This is a genomic window from Rhodococcus sp. 4CII (assembly GCF_014256275.1).
GTDB classification, from domain to species: Bacteria; Actinomycetota; Actinomycetes; order Mycobacteriales; family Mycobacteriaceae; genus Rhodococcus_F; species Rhodococcus_F wratislaviensis_A.
Genome location: NZ_JACCFE010000002.1, coordinates 4383083 through 4401737 on the forward strand (window position 1 = coordinate 4383083; position 18655 = coordinate 4401737).

Consider the following 18655-nt stretch of genomic DNA (forward strand, 5'->3'; position numbering starts at 1 on the left):
TTGTCGCCGATGCCGTGGGGAGGGCGCCCGGGTCGGCACAGCTCGCGGTGACGGCCGAGCGGCGACGACGGCGCGCCGCTGCGTCTGCGCGGAGTTGTCCGACGCCGCATCCATTTCGAGCGCCGCCGCAACCAATCTGCGGCGCATGTCGGCCGCATCCCGAGCGGCACGGATGATTGCGCTCGTCCTTCCCAGAGGTCCGCCAACGGAATATCCGGAACGCCCCCACCGGCAGCAACGGAATTTCGCGGGGTCGGGAGTCGTGCGGCCCCGGGTCGTGGTGTGTTCGGCTGCTGCGGTGACCGGTACCGACCACGGCCGCTGCGCGGGCTGAATCCTGTTGCCCCGCAGGTGATGAACGCTCGTCGTCGGCACCGCCGACCGCTTCCTCCTTCCGGCGACGAGTCGCTGTTCGATCGGCCGTCGCTGAAATCGCGCTTGACATCCCCTCCCTTGTGTGACCACCATTACAGCATCATGTGATAGAGGTTATCACAGTATGAGAGGAAATCATGAAGGTTGCCGTTCTCGGTCTGGGTGAGGCCGGAAGTCTGTACTCGTCGGGATTCCTTGCGAAGGGCTGGGAGGTGACCGGGTTCGACCCGGCCGACACCGCCACGCCGGCGGGAGTCCTCCGCTTCGACGACGTCGCCGACGCTGTCCGCGGCGCGGAACTCGTGCTGAGTCTGACCAGTGCGAAGGTGGCCCTGCGCGCGGCGACCGACGCCGCCCCGCATCTGGCGGAAGGTGCCTGCTACGCGGACATGAACGCCGCATCGGCCGAGGTCAAGAACGAGGTCGCCACCGTCGTCGAGAGGGTCGGTGCGGTGTTCGCCGACGTCGCGGTGGTCGGGTCGGTGCCCGCGCACGGGGTCCGCACCAATCTGGTGATCAGCGGGAGCGGGTCCGCGGTCGCCACCGGCTTCTTCGAAAGCCTGGGTGCTTCGGTCGAGGACATCGGCGGTGCACCGGGAGATGCGTCGAACCGGAAGCTGTTGCGCAGCACGTTCATGAAGGGTCTCGGCGCCCTGATCGTCGAATCGGTGGATGCCGGCAAGGCCGCGGATGCCGAGCAGTGGGTACGTCAACAGATCGCGAACGAGCTCGCCGGTAGTTTTTCCTCCCTCGACCGACTGCGTGACGGCACCCGTAAGCACGCCGGCCGCCGCTCGGTGGAGGCGGCCGCCTCGGTGGAGCTTCTCGACAACTTGGGTGTTCGCCCCGTCCTTGCATCCGCGACTGCGAGGGTGCACGCCGCCCTCGCCGATGCGAACGGCCGGGACATCGTGGAGTTGTTCGAGGCCTACGCCGGTCTTCCGGTGGCGAACATCGGGGACGCACGCCAGCGCATGGGCATGGTCGATTCGGGTATTCATGCGATGTGGAAGGGCGCACGGATCGTCGGCCGTGCCCGTACGGTGTGGACACGCGCCGGCGACAACAAGGCGCTGCACGAGGCGCTGGCGAAGGTGCAGCCGGGTGAGGTGATCGTCATCAACGGACAGGGTGACCAGAACCGCGCGCTGATGGGCGAGCTGATCGCCGAGCGCGCCCGCTCCCGCGGTTGCGTGGGCATGGTGATCGACGGCGCCGCCCGCGACATCGACGTCCTGCAGGAAATCGGCTTCGGAGTGTGGGCCCGCGCCGTCAATCCCTCCGGTCCCTACAAGGACGGCCCCGGCAAGATCGATGTCCCTGTCGCGGTCGGCGGTGTGGTCTGCGCCCCCGGAGACCTCGTTGTCGCCGACGACGACGGTGTCATCATCGTCCCGGCCGCCGAAGCGTTCACCAGCCTGGCCGGTGGCCGGGCCGTCGAAGCCGACGAGGCGCAGCGTCGCGCTGCCATCATCGCCGCACGCAAGGTCGCGTCATGATCGCCATATGGGCGCTCCTCGCGTTCATCACCTCCATCGTCTTCTGGAACGCGGTCCTCAAACGCAACATCGGTGAGGCGATGATCGTCGGGTTCGTCGTAGTCGGTGCATTCGCCGGTCGCGACGCCCCGAAGTACATGTGGGAGGGGTTCGTCGACTCGATGCAGGAGGAGGTGACGTTCGCCGGGCTGGCGTTCATCTTCATGAGTTTCATCCTCGCGAAAACTCCTGTGCTGGACCGGCTCATCGACATCCTCAACTCGTTCCTCGGACGACTGCGCGGCGGGCCGATCTACACCTCGACTGTCGCGGGAGGCATGTTCGGTGCGATCGCCCACGTCGGCGCGTCGGTCACCGCCGCGGTCGGCTCGGTGACCGTACCGTGGATGAAACGTTCCGGAGTCAGTGGCGAATTGTCCGCCACGGTCGTCGCGGGCTGCGCGGGCATGGGCGTGACCTTCCCGTTCAGCGCCACTATGTTCATCCTGGTCGGATCCAGCACCGTCACCGGCATGATGGCCGCCGACGACATCATCGTCCCGTTGGCGCTCGCCGGCCTCTGGTGCCTCGGATACCGGCTGGTGCTGAGCTACTACCTGGTCCGCAAGAACGGCCTGCAGCCGATCGCGCCTGAGGACCGCATCCCGGTCAAGCGGAGCCTGCGCGTCGGGTGGACGTCGCTGTTGCTGTTCGTCCCGATCCTGGTCCCGTTGCTGCTCACCCGCGGTCCGATCGCTGCACCCCTCGCGCACTACACCGACCTGGTGATGTCGAGCGCCCTGAGCCTGATCACCTGGATCCCGGTTCTGATGATCGTGCTGGTCCTCTTCCTCGGCCGCCGGCACCTGCCCAACACCACCACCGGCTGGTGGAAGGTCCTCGGCGACGCCGCACCTCAGTTCGGCGTCATCGGCATCACCATCGTCGCGGCGTTCTCCGCTTCGGCGGTGCTGGCCAAGCTGAAGTTGCCGCAGCAGCTGACCGCCATGCTGGAGAGCCTGAGCGCTCCGTCCTGGCTGATGGCGATCCTCGTCGGCCTCATCATCGTCATCATCGCGATCCCGCTGACGGCGTCGGCCACCATGGCCTCTGTCGGCCCCGTCGCCGTCGCCGCGCTGGTCGGCACCGGCATCGCCGCACCGATCGCAGCCGCCGCGGTGCTGGTGTTCGCGTCCACCGAAGGAGCCTCCCCGCCCTCGGGCGCCCCGATCTACGTTGCCTCCGGCATCGCCCGGATCGACCCGTCGAAGATCTTCATGCCCCTGCTCAAGTACTACTGCATCCCCATCCTCGGCATCGGAGTGCTCATCGCCCTCGGTCTCCTTCCCGTCTGACAACCCCGACAGGACACGTCATGTTCCAGAAAAGCTTCTCCACCCTCTTCCGCATCAGCGTCGTGGTGTTCCTGCTCGGCGGGCTGGCGATCGTGCTCGGTCAGAGTGCCGGCCTGATCCTCGGCGACGGCCGCGTCGTCACCCACGTCGAGGAACTGCTCGCTCCCTACGCATACGGCGCCGCCGGTGTCGCGGGACTGCTCGCCTTCGTCCTGTCGTACTTCCACCACGGCGGAGAGGAGGACGCCCTCGGAAACGAGGACTCTCCCGCCCGCACCGCCGAGCACGTCGGATGACCACGTCGGTGAGCGAGATCGACGCCGACGCCACCTACGCCGATCTGTGCGCCCGCACCGACGGCGCCCCCGCCGGATCGAGTTGGGGAGTGTTCGACGACCCGGACCGGGGGACGGCGAACTTCGCCGGCCCCCGGCAGGTGCGCGAAGCCGCAGCGTTGGTCGAGCGCGGTGCGGCATTCGCCCTCGACTACCCGCTCGGAGCATTCGACCCGCCGATGGCACGGTCGCGTACCGCGCCGAAACACACCATCGTCTCGGCGCACGCCGAATCCCGCGACGATCTGCTGGACGGCTTCTATCTACAGGCCAGCAGCCATCTCGACGGCCTTCGCCACCGACGGGTGTCCGGGCACGGGTTCTACGACGGTGTACCCGACGGCGAGATCGTCGCGGGCACCCCGCCGCTCGGGATTCAGGCCTGGTCGCAGGACCCGATCGTCGGTCGCGGAGTGCTGATCGACCTCGACGGCCTGTTCGCGGAGCGTGGCCGACCACTCGATCACCACCAGGGTCCGGCGATCGACGCCGCGGATCTCGACGCCGCGCTGACCCGGCAGGGCTGCGAGATTCGCGAGGGCGACCTCGTCCTCGTCCACACGGGGTGGGCGAATTGGTACCTCGGCGCCTCCGACGAGGAACGCGACGAGGTGCGCACGGGCCGGCGGTCCACTGGGTTCGCGCAGAGTCGTGAGTTTCCGCAGTGGCTGTGGGACAACAAGATCGCGCTCTTCGCCACCGACACCTTCGCCGTCGAAGTGCTCCCCGTCCTCCCTTGCAGCCCGTTCACGGAGTCCGCGCCGGAGGATGCGGGCATGATGCACCAAGAGCTGATCGGCAAACTCGGCGTCCCCCTCGGCGAGCTCTGGAACCTCACCGCTCTCGTCGAGGACAGCCGCCGTACTCACACCTGGGACGCCCTGGTCACCGTCAAACCATTGAACTTCGTCGGAGGGGTTGGTTCGCCGTGTAACGCCACCGCCGTCCGCTGATCCCTTATCGCAGGATGATAAGTTTGATCGAAAGTAGGGCGAATCGAGGAGGACGGATGACGACGCCGACCAGCAACATGCGATCCCTGGACCGCGCATTCGACGTGCTCGGCGTCCTCCAGGAAGCAAAGCAACCGCTGCGGCTCAGTGAGGTAGCCCGGCACTCCGGCCTCCACGTCGCGACGGTGCAACGGATACTCGGTGTCCTCCTCGAACGCGGATACGCCGCCCGGATCGGCGACACCTACACCGCAGGCCCGGCCGCACTCGCGGTCGCGCATGCGTTCATGGTGACCAACCCGCTCAGCGTCCTCGCCCAGCCCACGCTGCAGCAACTCGCAGCGAGCACCGGATTCACCGCGTCGATGTACGTGCGGGTCGAAACCTCACGAGTCCTGATCGGCCGGGTGGAAAGCGACAACCCCCTCAACTACATTCTTCCGGTCGGCGAACGGCTGCCCCTCTACCTCGGCGGTGCCGGCAAGACAATTCTCGCCGAAATGGATGCCGGTGAGATCGACGCGATCCTGGCCCCCGCCGGCGACATCACCCTCGCCGGTGGGGCATCGATCTCCAAAGCCGACCTGCTCGCCCAACTCGACAAGATTCGCAGCGACGGGTTCGCGGTCTCGGTCAGCGAACGCCTCTTCGGCATCGCCTCAGTCACCGCCCCCGTCCATGCCTCCGACGGCACCCTCGTCGCGGTCATCGGTGTGACCGGGCCCGTGGACGCCCTCACCGACGCGCAGATCGAGCACTTGATCCCCGAAGTGCGCCGCGCTGCAACCAGTCTGGGCGCTCGGGTTCCCGTCGCGGGGTAGTCACGGGCGACGGGAACCGCCGGCAATCGCCAGAGAATCATCGGCCGGCATTCCCTGCTGAAGCCACGTGCCGATGTGCGCGGCCGAGTCGGTCGATCCCATGATTGCCTCCTGTGTGTTGTGCGCCTGGTGTGGGGAGGGCTATCGGCACGGCTTCCCGATTCGTCAACCCGGATGTCGGTGCCAGGGTCTAGCGTCGGATCCGTACCCGACAGCTGAGGAGTAGCGATGAGTGCCGTCACCACGAACCAACCTCTCGGAACGCCCACCTGGATCGACTTGGGTATCCCCGACCTCGACCGCGCGATGAGCTTCTACGGTGGGGTCTTCGGGTGGGAGTTCGATGTGGGCCCCGAAGAATTCGGGCGATACACGATGTGTCTGCTCGGCGGTAAGAAGGTCGCCGCGCTGATGCCGAATGCCGACGAGAACGCCACCGACTTCTGGTGGAACGTCTACCTGGCCACGGATGACGTCGACGCCACTCTCGCCCGATCCACCGACGCCGGCGGCACGCTGCTGATGGAGCCCATGGACATCGCCGACCAGGGCCGGATGGCGATGGTCCGCGATCCTGCCGGTGCCCAGTTCGGCCTGTGGCAAGGCCGGGCGCACGTCGGGTGCGAGCTCGTGAACGAGCCGAACACGCTGCTGCGCAACGACTTGGTGACCGCGAGCCCCGGACCGGCGCGCGACTACTACACCGCGGTGTTCGACTTCACGCTGGACGGGAACGACGACCTACCCGGCATGGACTTCACATTCCTCCGTCGTCCGGACGGGCACGAAATCGGTGGCATCATCGGCGCCCCGGACGCGCCGTCGTCGTCCTGGGGGACGCTGTTCCAGGTCGCCGACGCCGACGCGGCCGTGGCCGCCGCGCGCGCCGGCGGGGGAACCGCGGACGACCCGGCGGACATGCCGTACGGGCGGACCGCGGAGGTCACCGATCCGTTCGGTGCGAAATTCACGGTGGGTTCCCCGCTGGCCGGGTGACACGCGCCGATTCGGCTACCTGCCCGTGACGTCCGCGGATTCCGTGGCGTCGAGAGTGATCCATGGTCGCCGGCGTGCATCGATCGGGGTGCCGGCGAGAACACGGACGCGTCGGCGCCCGGGCTCGAGCAGAACGGTCGCCAGGGTGGCCCATCGCTGCCCGAAGGCCGCGTCCGGGGCGGGGACACAGCACAGCTGCGGCTGACCCGGATCGGAGTACAGATACTCGACGAGGTGATCGGCCTCGGTCGGCTCGGCGTACCGGCGCACCCGGGAGGCGATGAGACCATAGCGATCCTGCGAGTCCGGTTCGTACAGGCCACGCTTCTCGCGTTCGGCATTGGCCGGGTCGAGAAAGTGGTTGGTGTGCGCCAGGAACCGCTCGGTCGGGCGTAACGTCGCAATCCCGGCCGGGCTCACCTCCGCGCACACGACCGAGTTTGCGTCGAGCAGGGTCAGCGCGCCCGACGTCGCAACGGGCGCCGAGCGCAGCAGGTCGAGCGCCTCGTCGACGCTGCCCGCCTCGCCCAGCGCCGCCGCGGACAGGAGGTGGACCGGGACCCCCGACGGTGCGTCGTCGCGGTGGCCGAGGATGTTGAAGAAGACCCCGAGGCCCGCGCTGTTCATCCCGATCTTGCCGAGGATGCCGTGCTCGGTCAGCCCGACGAACGAATGCCGCGTTCCGGAGACCTCATGGGTGTGCCAGTACGGGTCCAATTCCTGGTGCCAGTCCCAGGTTTGGACACCGAACGGTGCGTGCACGGGTCCGGTGCCGGTGTAGGCGAGGGTGGAGCACTCGCCGGGGCGGGTCCCGTTCGCCTGGGCCAGGATCTCGGTTCTGCCGTTCAGTGCCATCACCTGCCAGGCCTCGAGCCCGGCGCCTGCCGCGACGCCCCCGATCTCCTCGGTGTACCGGGGATTCCATTCGGCCACGACGTCCGCGAGGCGGTGCGCGCCGTCGCGGACCCGGTGCTCACTCACCCCGACCGTGTCGAACAGCCGGAGGTACAGCGCGAGGGACTCGGGCAGGGTGTCGCGCAGCTGCTCGCCACGGGCGAGGCCGCGTTCGTGGGGGCGGGTGTCGTCGACTCGGACGTGCGCGCGGGTGGGGTGGGTGTCGGTCATGGTGTCCTCACAAGGTGGAGCGAACGGGGCTGCAGTTCAGCGGGTTACGAGTGGAGTGCGGGTGCGGTACATCCCCATCAGGGCGATGTAGAGGCCGGCGCTGACGAGCAGGCCGACCGGCAGGGACAGGTCCACGCCGACGGCGCGGGCGATCACTCCGGTGTAGATCTCGGCGTCGACGCACAGGCCGGCCGCCGCGATGCCTGCGAACACGGCGATCGTTCCTGCCCAGTTGATTCCGCCGGTGAACCAGTACGGGCTGGTGCGGGTTTCGTCGCTGAGACCGGGGCCGTCGTAGCGGTTGCGTCGCCACAGGACGTCGGCGACGTAGACGGCCATCACGGGCCCCATGACGGTGACGACGAGTTGCATCATGTTGTTGACGGTGTCGAGGAAGTTGGAGACGAGTAGCGCGTACAGCGTCAGGGCCACACCGATCGAGCCGTCGAGAAGGACGCTGCGCGACCGGCGCAGGCGAAGCCCGACCGACTGCAGAGCCAGGCCGGAACTGTATGCCGTCATGGCATTGTTCGCGATGGTGCCGAAGATGACGGCGATCAGAAAGATCGGCGTGAACCACGGCGGCACGATCGTCTCGAGGGCGGCCTGGGGGTCGGTCATGTCGAGAGCGGTTCCGGCCAGCGCGCCGAGTCCGGTGAACAGCACGCTGGGGACGAAGGCGCCGAGCGCCGTCCACGCCGCGACCGCGACGGGGGACGTGGTGCGCGGCAGATAGCGGGAGAAGTCCGCGCTGTTGGTGTAGGAGAGCGGGGCGGACGCCACGATCGTCAGACCGGCGAGCGCGGTCGCCCACAGATCGATGCCGTGCAGCGCCGATTCGGGCCGGTAGCTCCAGTTCGTCTCGGCCAGCACGAATCCGGCCATCACCACGAACACCAGGGTCAGGGTGACCGCCAGTGGTTGGTAGAGCCGCACGATCGTGGCGTGCCCATACACGCTGATGACCAGGGTGATCGCGGCGACCGCCAGGATCACCCCGATCTGGACCGGGGTGGTGACCTCGATGCCCAACCTCCCGACCAGGCTGAACGCGGTATACGACGCAGCAGCCCAGTTCAGCGCCAGATAGCAGACGCTGATGAACCAACTGGTCACGAGGATGTTCACCCGGTTGCCCCGGATGCCGAATATTGCCCGCGTGATCACCTCGCTGGGAGTCCCCGACGCCGGGCCGCTCGCGGCGACGATGCCGGTGAGGACCGAGAACAGATTGCCGGCCACGATCACGGCCAGGGCCTGCCACAACGTCAGGCCCATCAGGATCAGTGCGCCGCCGACCACGAGGGCCAGATAGCTGACGTTGGGCGCGGCCCACACCGCGAACAGGTCCCGGGCACGACCGTGCCGTTCGCTGTCGGGGATGACGTCGATGCCGTGCGATTCCACACGGCCGGCCAGATCGGCAGTCGACCCGGTATTGGGTGACCCTGTCTCGGGCGACTCCGTTCGGGAGTTCGCGGTGGTGGGTGCCATGAGGTCCTCCGGATGATCGGGCGGGGGAGCGGGCCACGGGTGCGTGCCGTAGACCTGCGTGATGCCGGTCACCGTACGGAACCAAATCGATTTGGACAATAGCGTCTCAGATCATAATTCAAATCGATTTGGTGCTGGTACGGGTTGATACCCTAGGTGGGTGACGGACAGGCGCCCGCGACCCACGATCCACGACGTCGCACGCCGGGCAGGCGTGTCGGCGACAACGGTCTCGCATACGTTCAGCGGGAAGGGGGTCGTCGCGACCGCGACGCGTGAGCGGGTCCGGGTGGCGGCGAAATCGCTCGGCTACCGGCCGGACGTGGTGGCGCGGAGTCTGCGGAGCAACCGGCTCGGCGTGATCGCCCTCGTTCTCCGCCCGTTGGAAACGCTCGACTCGTTTCTTCCCGAGGGCGTCGACTACTTTCTGCGCTTCGCCGGGTCGGCGGCCCTGGCCGCGATGGAACTCGGCTACGGGCTGATGCTGGTATCCGATCCGACGCGGGAGGAGTCGCCCGCCGCTGCCCTGGCCTGTGACGGGTTCCTGATCACCGAACCCGTCGTGGACGATCCGCTGATCGAGATGCTGCTCGACGAGGGTGTGCCGTTCCTGTCCGTCGGGCGGGATCCGGCCCGCGTCGACTACCCGGAGTGGCTCGACACCGAGACCGAGGCCATGACAGGGCGTGTGCTTCGGCACCTCGAGGAGTGCGGCGCCAGCAGGGTCGCCCTCGTCGTCGGAACCGATGCGAACTCATGGAATCTCGGCGCCGAGGCGGCGTACCGGGCGTGGGCGGCGGAGCGCGATCAGGCAGAACTGGTCGCGGTCCGGCCGGAGACCGACGGGGAGGCCGGCGGGCGCGAGGCCGCGGACGAACTGTTCGACCGCACCGACCCGCCGGATGCGGTGTACTGCCTGACGGGGCGCCACGCCGCCGGGGTGCTCGCCCGGGTCCGCGAGCGCGGACTCGCCGTCCCCGGCGACGTGCAGATCGTCGGCGGATCGGACTCGGAACACACGCGGTCGGCGACGCCGCCCATCACCTCGGTGGACCTACAACCCGAACTCCTTGCCCGGGTGGCAGTCACGGTGCTGACCAATCGGCTCGACGAACAGAGCCGGCCGGTGCCGCCCGGACCACTGCACGGCCGCCTCGTCGTCCGGCAGTCCACTCGGGAAGCGACGGAAGGCGCGGTGCCGCGACCCTGATCCCCTCAGACGTCGATGCGCAGGAAGTTGTTCGCCCAGTTGGTCTCACCGTTCGCGGTGACGAAGTAATTGATGCTGGGAAAGATTCCGCAATCGAAGTACTGGGCGATCGCCGATTCGCCGGGGGCGAGGGGGCCGAGGTCCTGGGGTGCGTACGTGAGCGGGGTGTGGACGGTCACCCCCGTGGCCGTGCCGTCGCCCACGTTCGTGACCCGCACGGCGCACGCACTGACACCCTGGGCATTCGCCTGCGTGATCGCGAGATCCGGCCCGCCACCGAGGGAGCCGAACGGCGCAGCGGACGCCGTCGCGACTCCCGCAGCCGTCACGCCCGCGATCATGGCCCCCGCCACTGCCATCCGTCGAAGGTTGCGCATGGATGTGCCCTTTCCTCGGTTGTCCGGATTGTGCCGATTCGTACCGTACTTGCACAGGCGGCGCGGGGAACGCAGGCGAATGAAACCCACGGTCGTGTCGTCGGCAGAGCGGGAGATCCGTGATCGGTCCAGTACGTTCTTGTGTCATGAGGCTTTTGGACGGGTGGACACCGGGCTGTCACACGGTCGGTGGGATCACACACTCGACCTACCGCAGGGGGCGTGGGCCGGGCGTCATCGTGATCCACGAAGTGCCGGGTGTGACGCCGGAGGTGATCGGATTCGCGGAGGAGGTCGTCGCCCGAGGGCACACCGTGGTGATGCCCTCCCTGTTCGGGAAGCCGGAGCGGGGGTACGGCACGCTCAGCACCGTCAGTTCGCTGGCGCAGGTCTGCGTGAGCCGGGAGTTCACGAAACTGGCGCTCGGCAGGACGGCACCGGTGGCGGTGTGGTTGCGGTCGCTGGCGCGCGATCTGCACGAGGAACTCGGTGGCATCGGAGTCGGTGCGGTCGGAATGTGCTTCACGGGTGGCTATGCGTTGGCGATGATGGTCGACGCCCCGGTGGTGGCGCCCGTGCTGGCGCAGCCGTCCGCCCCGTTTCCGGTCGGCGAGACGCGTAGACGGGACCTCGGGCTCAGCCCCGCAGACCTGGACGTGGTGCGCGCGAAGGTGAACGCCGGCTGCCAGGTCCTTGGCCTGCGGTTTCGGGAGGACGGTCTGGTGGGCAATCGCTTCGAGACGCTGCGCCGCGAGTTCGGCGACAACTTCATCGCGGTGGAGTTTCCGGGCGCGGAGCACTCGACGCTGACCGCGCACCGGCGGCAGGAGGGTGTCGAGCGGGTGCTGGCGTTCTTCGCCGACAAACTCGGCGGCCCCGACTGAAGGGCGATACCCGCCAAAACCGCGTCAGGATTGCGGGCGGGGGAGTCATTTCGGCGTCAAGATCGGCTGCAGCCCCGCTGGGCGGGGGTAGATCTGGAACTGATCCCCCGCGTTGTTCGACCCGGGGATCCCACCGGATCGAGGAGGTTCCGATGACGATGCATCTGCCGCACCCGTTCGTTCACGAACAGGCGCGCGAGAACACGGTGCTCGACGTGTCCGAGATGGGCCCGGGCATCGAGGACGCGGTGCGTGCGGTGATGGACCAGCCACGGCTGCGGTTGGTTGGGTTCCGCTGCAGTGTCTCGTCCGGGTCCGATGATCCGCAGTCCGTCGCCGGCCGTGTCGACGACGTGATCGGCCTGATGGAACAGGTGCGGCGCGATTACGGCGTGATCCTGACCGAATTGATGCTGCTGGATGCAGATCCCACCGGCATCCGCGACGCCGTCGACGACGGTCTGGACGAAGCCTGCGCCCGCAACCGATACCCCCGCCCGACGGTCGTTTTCGCGGGCACCGGCGCCGGTGTCTCGGCCTTGACGAGATCTTGACGCCACACCCCTTGCGTACTGGTTGAACGCGTGTTTAGGGTATTAAACATGCGTTCAACCCGTGCTGGTTCCGAGACCCCGCAACCCGACCTGACCACCCGCGCCCGAGTGCGCGACGCGGCGATCACGGTGTTCGGCGATCACGGTTTCAGTACCGGAGTGCGGGCGATCGCCACCGCCGCCGGGGTGTCGCCGGGCCTGGTGATCCACCACTTCGGTTCGAAGGACGGTCTGCGCTCCGAATGTGACCAGCACGTCCTGCGGATCATCCGCGAGCAGAAGGCGGAGGCGATCTCGACGCCCGGACCGGCCGGAGCCATGCAGGCCCTCGCCGACATCGAGCAGTACGCGCCGCTCGTCGCGTACATCGTGCGTAGTTTCCAGGCCGGCGGCGGTCTCGGCGAATCGCTCTTCGAGCACATGGTCGAAGACACCGCGGAGTACCTCGAAGTGGGAGTGGCGGCGGGGCGTGTGCGGGCCAGCCGCAACCCGCAGGCGCGGGCACGTTATCTCACCCTCTACAACGTCGGCGCGCTGCTTCTCTATCTGCAGATGCGCGCCGACAAGGAAAGTCCGCTCGACTACGCGACGGCTATCCGCGACCTCGCCACCGACGTCACGCTGCCCGCCCTCGAGATGTACACCGAAGGCCTGCTCCCGGATTCGTCGACGCTCGAGGCGTACCTGGCCACCGAAGACGGTGCCGCACAGGCGGCTGCCGCACACACAGAATTCAAAGACTCCCCGAACTAGGAGTAGCTATGAGTGCGATCATCGAAGTGCGCAACCTGGTGAAGACGTTCGGACGAACCCGGGCGCTGGACGGACTCGACCTCGAGGTCGGCGAAGGTGAGGTGCACGGGTTCCTCGGGCCGAACGGCGCCGGAAAATCCACCACCATCCGCGTCCTCCTCGGCAGCCTCCGCGCGGACAGCGGTGAGGCCACCGTGTTCGGTCGCGATCCCTGGCGCGACGCCGTCGCCCTGCACCTCGAGATGGCGTATGTGCCCGGCGACGTGACGCTGTGGCCGTCGTTGTCCGGAGGCGAGACCATCGATCTCCTCGCTCGGATGCGCGGCGGGCTCGACGAGACCCGCAAACAGGAGCTGATCGAGCGTTTCGACCTCGACCCTCGGAAGAAGGGGCGCGCGTACTCGAAGGGTAATCGTCAGAAGGTGGCGTTGGTGTCGGCGTTCTCGTCGCACGCTCGCCTGCTCCTACTCGACGAACCCACCTCGGGCCTGGACCCGTTGATGGAACAGGTCTTCCGGGAGTGCGTCGCCGAGGCCCGCGGCCGCGGGGTGACGGTGCTGCTGTCCAGTCACATCCTGTCCGAGGTGGAGGCGCTGTGCGAACGGGTCACCATCATCAGGGCGGGACGGACGGTCGAATCGGGCACGCTCGCGTCGATGCGACACCTCAGCCGCACGTCGATCACCGCCGAACTCCTCGGTGACCCCGGCGATCTCGGCCGCATCGAGGGCGTCGAGGATATCCACCTCGACGGGTCGACGCTGCACTGCCAGGTCGACAGCGAACATCTCGGCGAGCTCATCCGGGTGCTCGGCGACACCGGGGTGCGGAGCCTCGTCAGCAAGCCGCCGACCCTCGAAGAACTGTTCCTGCGGCACTATGAGATCGACGACGGCACGACGGCGTCGTCCGGAACGGTGGAGAAGGTGCGGGCATGAGTACCGCAACGGTATCCCGGTACCGGCCGACCGAGCCGGCGCCGGTGTCCTCCTCGGATTTCACGGGGACACTGCACTTTCTGCGGTTGTTCCTGCGCCGGGACCGGATCGCGCTGCCACTGTGGATCCTGATCTTCGCGTTCGCGCCGGCCCTGTACGTGGCGAGCATCGCCGACATCTACACCTCCGACGCCCAGTTGGCGGACTTCGCGGCGACGACGGCGGCCAGTCCGGCGCAGATCGCGATGTACGGGCCGATCTTCAACTCCAGCCTCGGGTCGGTCGGAGTGTGGAAGGCCGGCATCTACTACACACTGATCGGGCTGGTGGTGATCCTCACGGTCATCCGGCACACCCGCGCCGAGGAGGAGACCGGCCGGGCCGAGCTCCTCGATTCCACGTCCGTCGGACGGTACGCGGGGTTGACGGCGGCACTGACCCTGGCGGGCGGCGCCTCCGTCGTCACCGGAATACTCTGCGCGGCAGCGTTGCTCGGCCGCGACCTGCCGGTGGGTGGTTCGGTGGCCTTCGGCACGTCCCTGGCCTGCTCGGGACTCGTGTTCACGGCGGTGGCCGCCGTCGCGGCGCAGGTGAGTACCGGCGCCCGCGTCGCTCGCGGCATCGCACTGACGGTGCTCGGCGTCGCCTTCGCCGTGCGCGCAGTCGGTGACGCCGGCTCCGGCACCCTGTCCTGGTTCTCGCCGCTCGGCTGGGCGCTCCAGATCCGTCCGTACGCCGACGAACGGTGGTGGGTAATCGTCCCCAGCCTCGTCACGGCAGTCGTCCTCACCTGGGTGGCCTACGCACTCCTGCGCCGACGGGATGTCGGGGCCGGACTGATCGCCGAACGCCCCGGACCCACCGCCGCATCGCCGGCACTCGGCGGCACGTTCGGGCTGGCCTGGCGGATGCACCGTGGCACGCTCGCCGCCTGGACGGCCGGCCTCGGGTTGTACGGTCTGCTCATCGGCAGCGCCGCCGAGGGGATCGGCGGGCAGGTCGGCGACAGCCAGACGATCCGGGACATCATCCTTCGGATGGGTGGTTCGCAGTCGCTGGAGGAATCGTTCATCGGGTACGCGTTCACGATGCTCGCGATCGCCGCCGCGGCCTACGCGATCTCCGCCTCGCTGCGCATGCATTCCGAGGAGAACGCCCAGCGGCTCGAACCCGTGACGGCCGGCTCGGTCGGCCGTGTCCGCTGGGCGTCGAGCCACATCCTGTTCGCGTTCGTGGGTCCCGCCGTCGCGATGGTGGTGGCCGGGGCGGCCGCCGGATTCACCTACGGCGCATCCGTCGGCGACGTGGGTGGGGCTCTGCCCGACGTGGTCGGGGCGGCGCTCGTGCAACTCCCCGGAATCTGGGTGCTCGCCGGCGTGACGGTCCTCCTGTTCGGGGTGATCCCGCGATTCACGCCCGTGGCATGGGGAGTGCTCGTCGCGTTCCTGCTGATCTTCATGGTCGGATCGATCGCGCAGTTCCCGCAGGCGGTACTCGACCTCGAGCCGTTCAGCCACGCTCCGAAACTGCCGGGCGGGCAGTTCACGGCCACCCCGATTCTGTGGCTGCTGCTGATCACGGCCGCACTGATCGTGGTGGGCGTGACGGCGTTCCGGCGGCGCGACCTGCGCTGAGCGTCACCGGGTGTGCACACTGAAGGGATGGCGCGTGTGCACACCGGCGAGTCCGTCTTGGCCCGGACGGTGCGGATCGTCGAATCGTTCCGCTCGGACGATTCGCTGCTGACCGTGTCCGAGATCGCGCGACGGTCCGGTCTCCACATCTCGACCACGTCGCGGCTGATCGACGAACTCGTCGGATGCGGCTGGCTCGAGCGGGAGAACCGGCAGGTGCGGATCGGGGTGCGCCTGTGGGAGGTCGCGTCGCGGGCGTCCCCGACCCTCGGGCTCCGGGAAGCGGCGATGCCGTTCATGGAAGACCTGCACGCCGTCGTCGGGCAGCACACCCAGCTGGGGGTGCTCGAAGGGGACGAGGTGTTGTTCGTCGAGCGCCTGACGGCACCCGGCGCGGTGGTCAACTACACGCGCATCGCCGGCCGGATGCCGCTGCACGTGTCGTCGTCCGGGCTGGTCCTGCTGGCGCACGCCTCGCCGGACCTTCAGGAGCGGATCCTGGGGGAGCCGTTGAAGGTGTTCACCGACAAGACGATTCGTACCCCCCGGCAGTTGCGCGGGGTGCTGGCCGACGTCCGCAGGCAGGGCTTCATCCTCTGTGCCGGTCACCTGTACCCGGACACCACCGGTGTCGCGGTTCCGGTGCGGGACGGCGCCGGACGGGTGGTCGCCGCGCTGTCGGTGATCGTCCCGAACGACGAGAAGGCGTACGCGCAGATCCCGGTGCTGCAGGCGGCCGCGAGGGGTATCACCCGGGTGATGGCGGCGGCGAAGTAGCCCGCACCGGTGCGGTGGACTATCCGCCCGGCCCGTGCCACGGTGGAATCGGAACCACTTCTCCCGGAAAGCGCAGCGCCATGGAAAGCACATCGCACACCAGCCCCCTGGAATGCCCGGACTGCCACGCCCTCACCGCGAACCTCGAGGCCCACAAACACTGGCACTCCCGTCTCGTCCACGACATCGCCACGGCCGTCGACAAGGACATCAGCCGTCGGGCCCACACCCCGTGATCTCAGGCTGAGTGACCCTGGTTACGTCTTTACTTTCAACTATTGAAAATGATCTGGTGACTCGTCCCCTCCTCGGAAGATCCTCGAACAAACGCGAGATCGAGGAGTCGAGATGTCACAGAACCCGGTTTCTTCCGGCGCACCGGCGGACGCCGCGCTGCGAGTTGTCGCCAAAGAGGCTGTCGCGGAGGGTGTTGTCGCGCTGACCCTGCGTCACCCGACGGGGCGACGTCTGCCGGACTGGGCGCCGGGAGCGCACATCGACCTGGTGTTCCCGACCGGGCTGACGCGCCAGTATTCGCTGTGCGGGGACCGTTGGGACGCGCACACCTACCGGATCGGGGTGTTGCGCGAACCCGTCGGACGGGGCGGGTCCGCGTACGTCCACGACGAACTCGCCGAAGGCGATGTCGTCGGGGTCGGTGGCCCGCGCAACAACTTTCCGCTCGTCCCGTCGCAGCGGTACCTGTTCATCGCGGGTGGCATCGGGATCACGCCGCTGCTGCCGATGATCCGACAGGCGGAACTGGTGGGAGCCGACTGGACGCTCGTGTACGGCGGCCGCACCCGCACGTCGATGGCGTTCCGGGACGAACTCGCGGCATACGGCGACCGCGTCGTGGTCGCACCTCGGGACGAGTGCGGCCTTCCGGACCTGCCCACGCACCTCGCCGCGGCGGACGCGACCGACACGAGGGTGTACGTCTGCGGGCCCGGACCGCTGCTCGGTGCCGTCGAAAACTATTGCGCGCACTGGCCCGTCGGACAACTGAGGACCGAACGCTTCGTGCCGAAGGATCGTGGTGCATCGCTGCGCGACGAACCGTTCGAGGTGGAACTCGCGCGTTCCGGGCTCGCGGTGACCGTGAGTCCCGGCGCCACCGTGCTCGACGCCGTGCAGGCGGCGGGCGTGAACGTCTTGTCCTCCTGCCGCGAGGGCACGTGCGGGACCTGCGAGACCACCGTCCTCGCCGGCGCCCCCGACCACCGCGATTCCGTCCTCGACGACGACGAGCGGTCGGCAGGCGACTGCATGCTCATCTGCGTCTCGCGGTCGTGCTCCGACCGTCTCGTGCTCGACCTCTGACACTCGAACCCGAAGGGATTCACCGTGACGATGTTCGCCCCTGCCCCGATCCTGCCCGTCAGTGACGCCGACCCGTTCGCCCTCGACGTCCTCGAAGACCCGTTGCCGTTCCAGGCCGACCTGCGGGACGCCGGCCCCGTCGTGTACCTGCAGCGGTACGGCGTGTTCGCGATGGGTCGCTACGAGCAGGTCCACGCCGCGCTGACCGACTGGCAGTCGTTCCAATCCGGCGCCGGAGTCGGGCTGAGCAACTTCCGGTACGAGACGCCGTGGCGCCCGCCGAGCATCCTGCTCGAGGCCGACCCGCCGCACCACGACGCCCCGCGGGCGGTCCTCGCCAAGATTCTCAGGCCGCGCGCTCTGCAGAAACTTCGGGCGTCGTGGTTTCGGGACGCGGAGGTCCTCGTCGACCAGGTGCTCTCGACCGCAACCGAATTCGACGTGGTCGCCGATCTCGCGGCCGCGTTCCCGTTGCGTGTCTTTCCCGACGCCGTCGGCATCCCCGACTCCGGACGCGAGAACCTGCTGCCGTACGGGGACCACGCGTTCAATGCGTTCGGCCCGGCCAACGGTCTGGTGGCGAAGGGCGCTCCGCGGGTGGCCGAGCTGTCGGGCTGGGTGAACGAACAGTGTGCCCGCGAGGCGCTCACCGCCGACGGGTTCGGCGCGCAGATCTGGGCGGCCGCGGACCGCGGCGACATCACGCACGAGCAGGCGCCGCTCGTGGTGCGCTCGCTGCTGACGGCTGGTGTGGACACCACCGTCAACGGACTCGCCGCCGTGCTCTACGCGTTCGCGCGGCACCCCGAGCAGTGGGCGGGGTTGCGGGAGAACCGCACGCTGGCGCGGACGGCGTTCGACGAGGCGGTCCGGTGGGAGTCACCGGTCCAGACGTTCTTCCGCACCGCCACGAGCGACACAGAGATGGGCGGCACGATGATCCCGGACGGCAAGAAGATCCTGATGTTCCTCGGCGCCGCGAACCGCGACCCCCGCAGATGGGAGAACCCGGACGCCTTCGACCTCGCCCGCAACCCGTCCGGGCACGTGGGGTACGGAATGGGCATCCACCAATGCGTCGGCCAGCACGTCGCCCGCCTCGAATCCGAGGCGCTGCTGACGGCCCTGGCAACGAGGGTCGAATCGTGGGAGATCGCCGGGCCCGTGCGCCGTCACCTCAACAACACCCTGCGGTCGTGGGAATCCGTGCCGGTGCGGGTCCGGCTCGGCCAGTGAAGCCATACGTACGTATGTATTGCCCGACGGGAGGTGG

Annotated in this window: 19 protein-coding genes; 16 read left to right on the forward strand and 3 right to left on the reverse strand. The window is 68.2% G+C overall.

Going from position 1 to position 18655, the window contains the following annotated elements:
* The first annotated feature begins 512 nt into the window (after positions 1–512).
* The 6 genes from H0B43_RS21045 to H0B43_RS21070 all read left to right on the forward strand — a co-directional run bounded on the left by H0B43_RS21045 (position 513) and on the right by H0B43_RS21070 (position 6313).
* Positions 513–1874 carry an NAD(P)-binding domain-containing protein gene (locus tag H0B43_RS21045; protein ID WP_185726178.1) on the forward strand — a complete coding sequence of 454 codons (1362 nt, stop codon included), beginning with the start codon at positions 513–515 and terminating at the stop codon, positions 1872–1874.
* Positions 1871–3208: a TRAP transporter large permease subunit gene (locus H0B43_RS21050; protein WP_185726177.1), complete on the forward strand. Its 1338-nt coding sequence runs from the start codon at positions 1871–1873 to the stop codon at positions 3206–3208. Before H0B43_RS21045 ends, H0B43_RS21050 begins: the two co-directional genes overlap by 4 nt.
* A gap of 20 nt (positions 3209–3228) precedes the next feature.
* The gene (locus tag H0B43_RS21055; protein ID WP_185726176.1) at positions 3229–3504 is read left to right on the forward strand and encodes a hypothetical protein; all 276 of its coding nucleotides are present in this window, start codon (positions 3229–3231) and stop codon (positions 3502–3504) included.
* Complete coding sequence (locus H0B43_RS21060) at positions 3501–4496, forward strand: cyclase family protein (protein WP_185726175.1); 996 nt, start codon at positions 3501–3503, stop codon at positions 4494–4496. The genes H0B43_RS21055 and H0B43_RS21060 overlap by 4 nt, the downstream gene beginning before the upstream one ends.
* A 56-nt stretch (positions 4497–4552) precedes the next feature.
* Positions 4553–5317 (forward strand): IclR family transcriptional regulator, encoded by a 765-nt coding sequence (locus H0B43_RS21065; protein ID WP_185726174.1) that lies wholly within the window; start codon positions 4553–4555, stop codon positions 5315–5317.
* Between the two features lie 228 nt (positions 5318–5545).
* Positions 5546–6313: a VOC family protein gene (locus H0B43_RS21070; protein ID WP_185726173.1), complete on the forward strand. Its 768-nt coding sequence runs from the start codon at positions 5546–5548 to the stop codon at positions 6311–6313.
* A gap of 15 nt (positions 6314–6328) precedes the next feature.
* On the opposite strand, the gene H0B43_RS21075 is transcribed toward H0B43_RS21070, so the two are convergent.
* Positions 6329–7438: a C45 family peptidase gene (locus tag H0B43_RS21075; RefSeq protein WP_185726172.1), complete on the reverse strand. Its 1110-nt coding sequence runs from the start codon at positions 7436–7438 to the stop codon at positions 6329–6331.
* A gap of 36 nt (positions 7439–7474) precedes the next feature.
* Positions 7475–9004: a cytosine permease gene (locus H0B43_RS21080; RefSeq protein WP_312033682.1), complete on the reverse strand. Its 1530-nt coding sequence runs from the start codon at positions 9002–9004 to the stop codon at positions 7475–7477.
* An 88-nt stretch (positions 9005–9092) separates the two neighbouring features.
* Here H0B43_RS21080 and H0B43_RS21085 point away from each other — a divergent pair, with 88 nt between their 5' ends.
* Complete coding sequence (locus H0B43_RS21085) at positions 9093–10142, forward strand: LacI family DNA-binding transcriptional regulator (RefSeq protein ID WP_185726171.1); 1050 nt, start codon at positions 9093–9095, stop codon at positions 10140–10142.
* Between the two features lie 5 nt (positions 10143–10147).
* On the opposite strand, the gene H0B43_RS21090 is transcribed toward H0B43_RS21085, so the two are convergent.
* Positions 10148–10519, reverse strand: a complete 372-nt coding sequence (locus H0B43_RS21090) for a hypothetical protein (protein WP_185726170.1) — start codon at positions 10517–10519, stop codon at positions 10148–10150.
* 146 nt (positions 10520–10665) lie between these two features.
* On the opposite strand from H0B43_RS21090, the gene H0B43_RS21095 reads away from it, so the two are divergent.
* From H0B43_RS21095 to H0B43_RS21135, 9 genes are all read left to right on the forward strand, one after another.
* The gene (locus H0B43_RS21095) at positions 10666–11403 is read left to right on the forward strand and encodes a dienelactone hydrolase family protein (protein WP_185726169.1); all 738 of its coding nucleotides are present in this window, start codon (positions 10666–10668) and stop codon (positions 11401–11403) included.
* 152 nt (positions 11404–11555) lie between these two features.
* Positions 11556–11957: a decarboxylase gene (locus H0B43_RS21100; protein WP_185726168.1), complete on the forward strand. Its 402-nt coding sequence runs from the start codon at positions 11556–11558 to the stop codon at positions 11955–11957.
* 48 nt (positions 11958–12005) lie between these two features.
* On the forward strand, positions 12006–12710 hold the full coding sequence (locus H0B43_RS21105; protein WP_185726167.1) for a TetR/AcrR family transcriptional regulator: 705 nt from the start codon (positions 12006–12008) through the stop codon (positions 12708–12710).
* 8 nt (positions 12711–12718) lie between these two features.
* Complete coding sequence (locus tag H0B43_RS21110; RefSeq protein WP_185726166.1) at positions 12719–13648, forward strand: ABC transporter ATP-binding protein; 930 nt, start codon at positions 12719–12721, stop codon at positions 13646–13648.
* On the forward strand, positions 13645–15282 hold the full coding sequence (locus H0B43_RS21115; RefSeq protein ID WP_185726165.1) for an ABC transporter permease: 1638 nt from the start codon (positions 13645–13647) through the stop codon (positions 15280–15282). The genes H0B43_RS21110 and H0B43_RS21115 overlap by 4 nt, the downstream gene beginning before the upstream one ends.
* Positions 15283–15309: 27 nt before the next feature.
* Entirely contained in the window at positions 15310–16059 is a 750-nt protein-coding gene (locus H0B43_RS21120; RefSeq protein ID WP_185726164.1) for an IclR family transcriptional regulator, read from the forward strand.
* Positions 16060–16139: 80 nt separating this feature from the next.
* The gene (locus tag H0B43_RS21125) at positions 16140–16295 is read left to right on the forward strand and encodes a hypothetical protein (RefSeq protein ID WP_185726163.1); all 156 of its coding nucleotides are present in this window, start codon (positions 16140–16142) and stop codon (positions 16293–16295) included.
* A 112-nt stretch (positions 16296–16407) separates the two neighbouring features.
* Positions 16408–17382 carry a PDR/VanB family oxidoreductase gene (locus H0B43_RS21130; RefSeq protein ID WP_185726162.1) on the forward strand — a complete coding sequence of 325 codons (975 nt, stop codon included), beginning with the start codon at positions 16408–16410 and terminating at the stop codon, positions 17380–17382.
* 30 nt (positions 17383–17412) lie between these two features.
* Positions 17413–18618: a cytochrome P450 gene (locus tag H0B43_RS21135; RefSeq protein WP_185729863.1), complete on the forward strand. Its 1206-nt coding sequence runs from the start codon at positions 17413–17415 to the stop codon at positions 18616–18618.
* Positions 18619–18655: the final 37 nt, after the last annotated feature.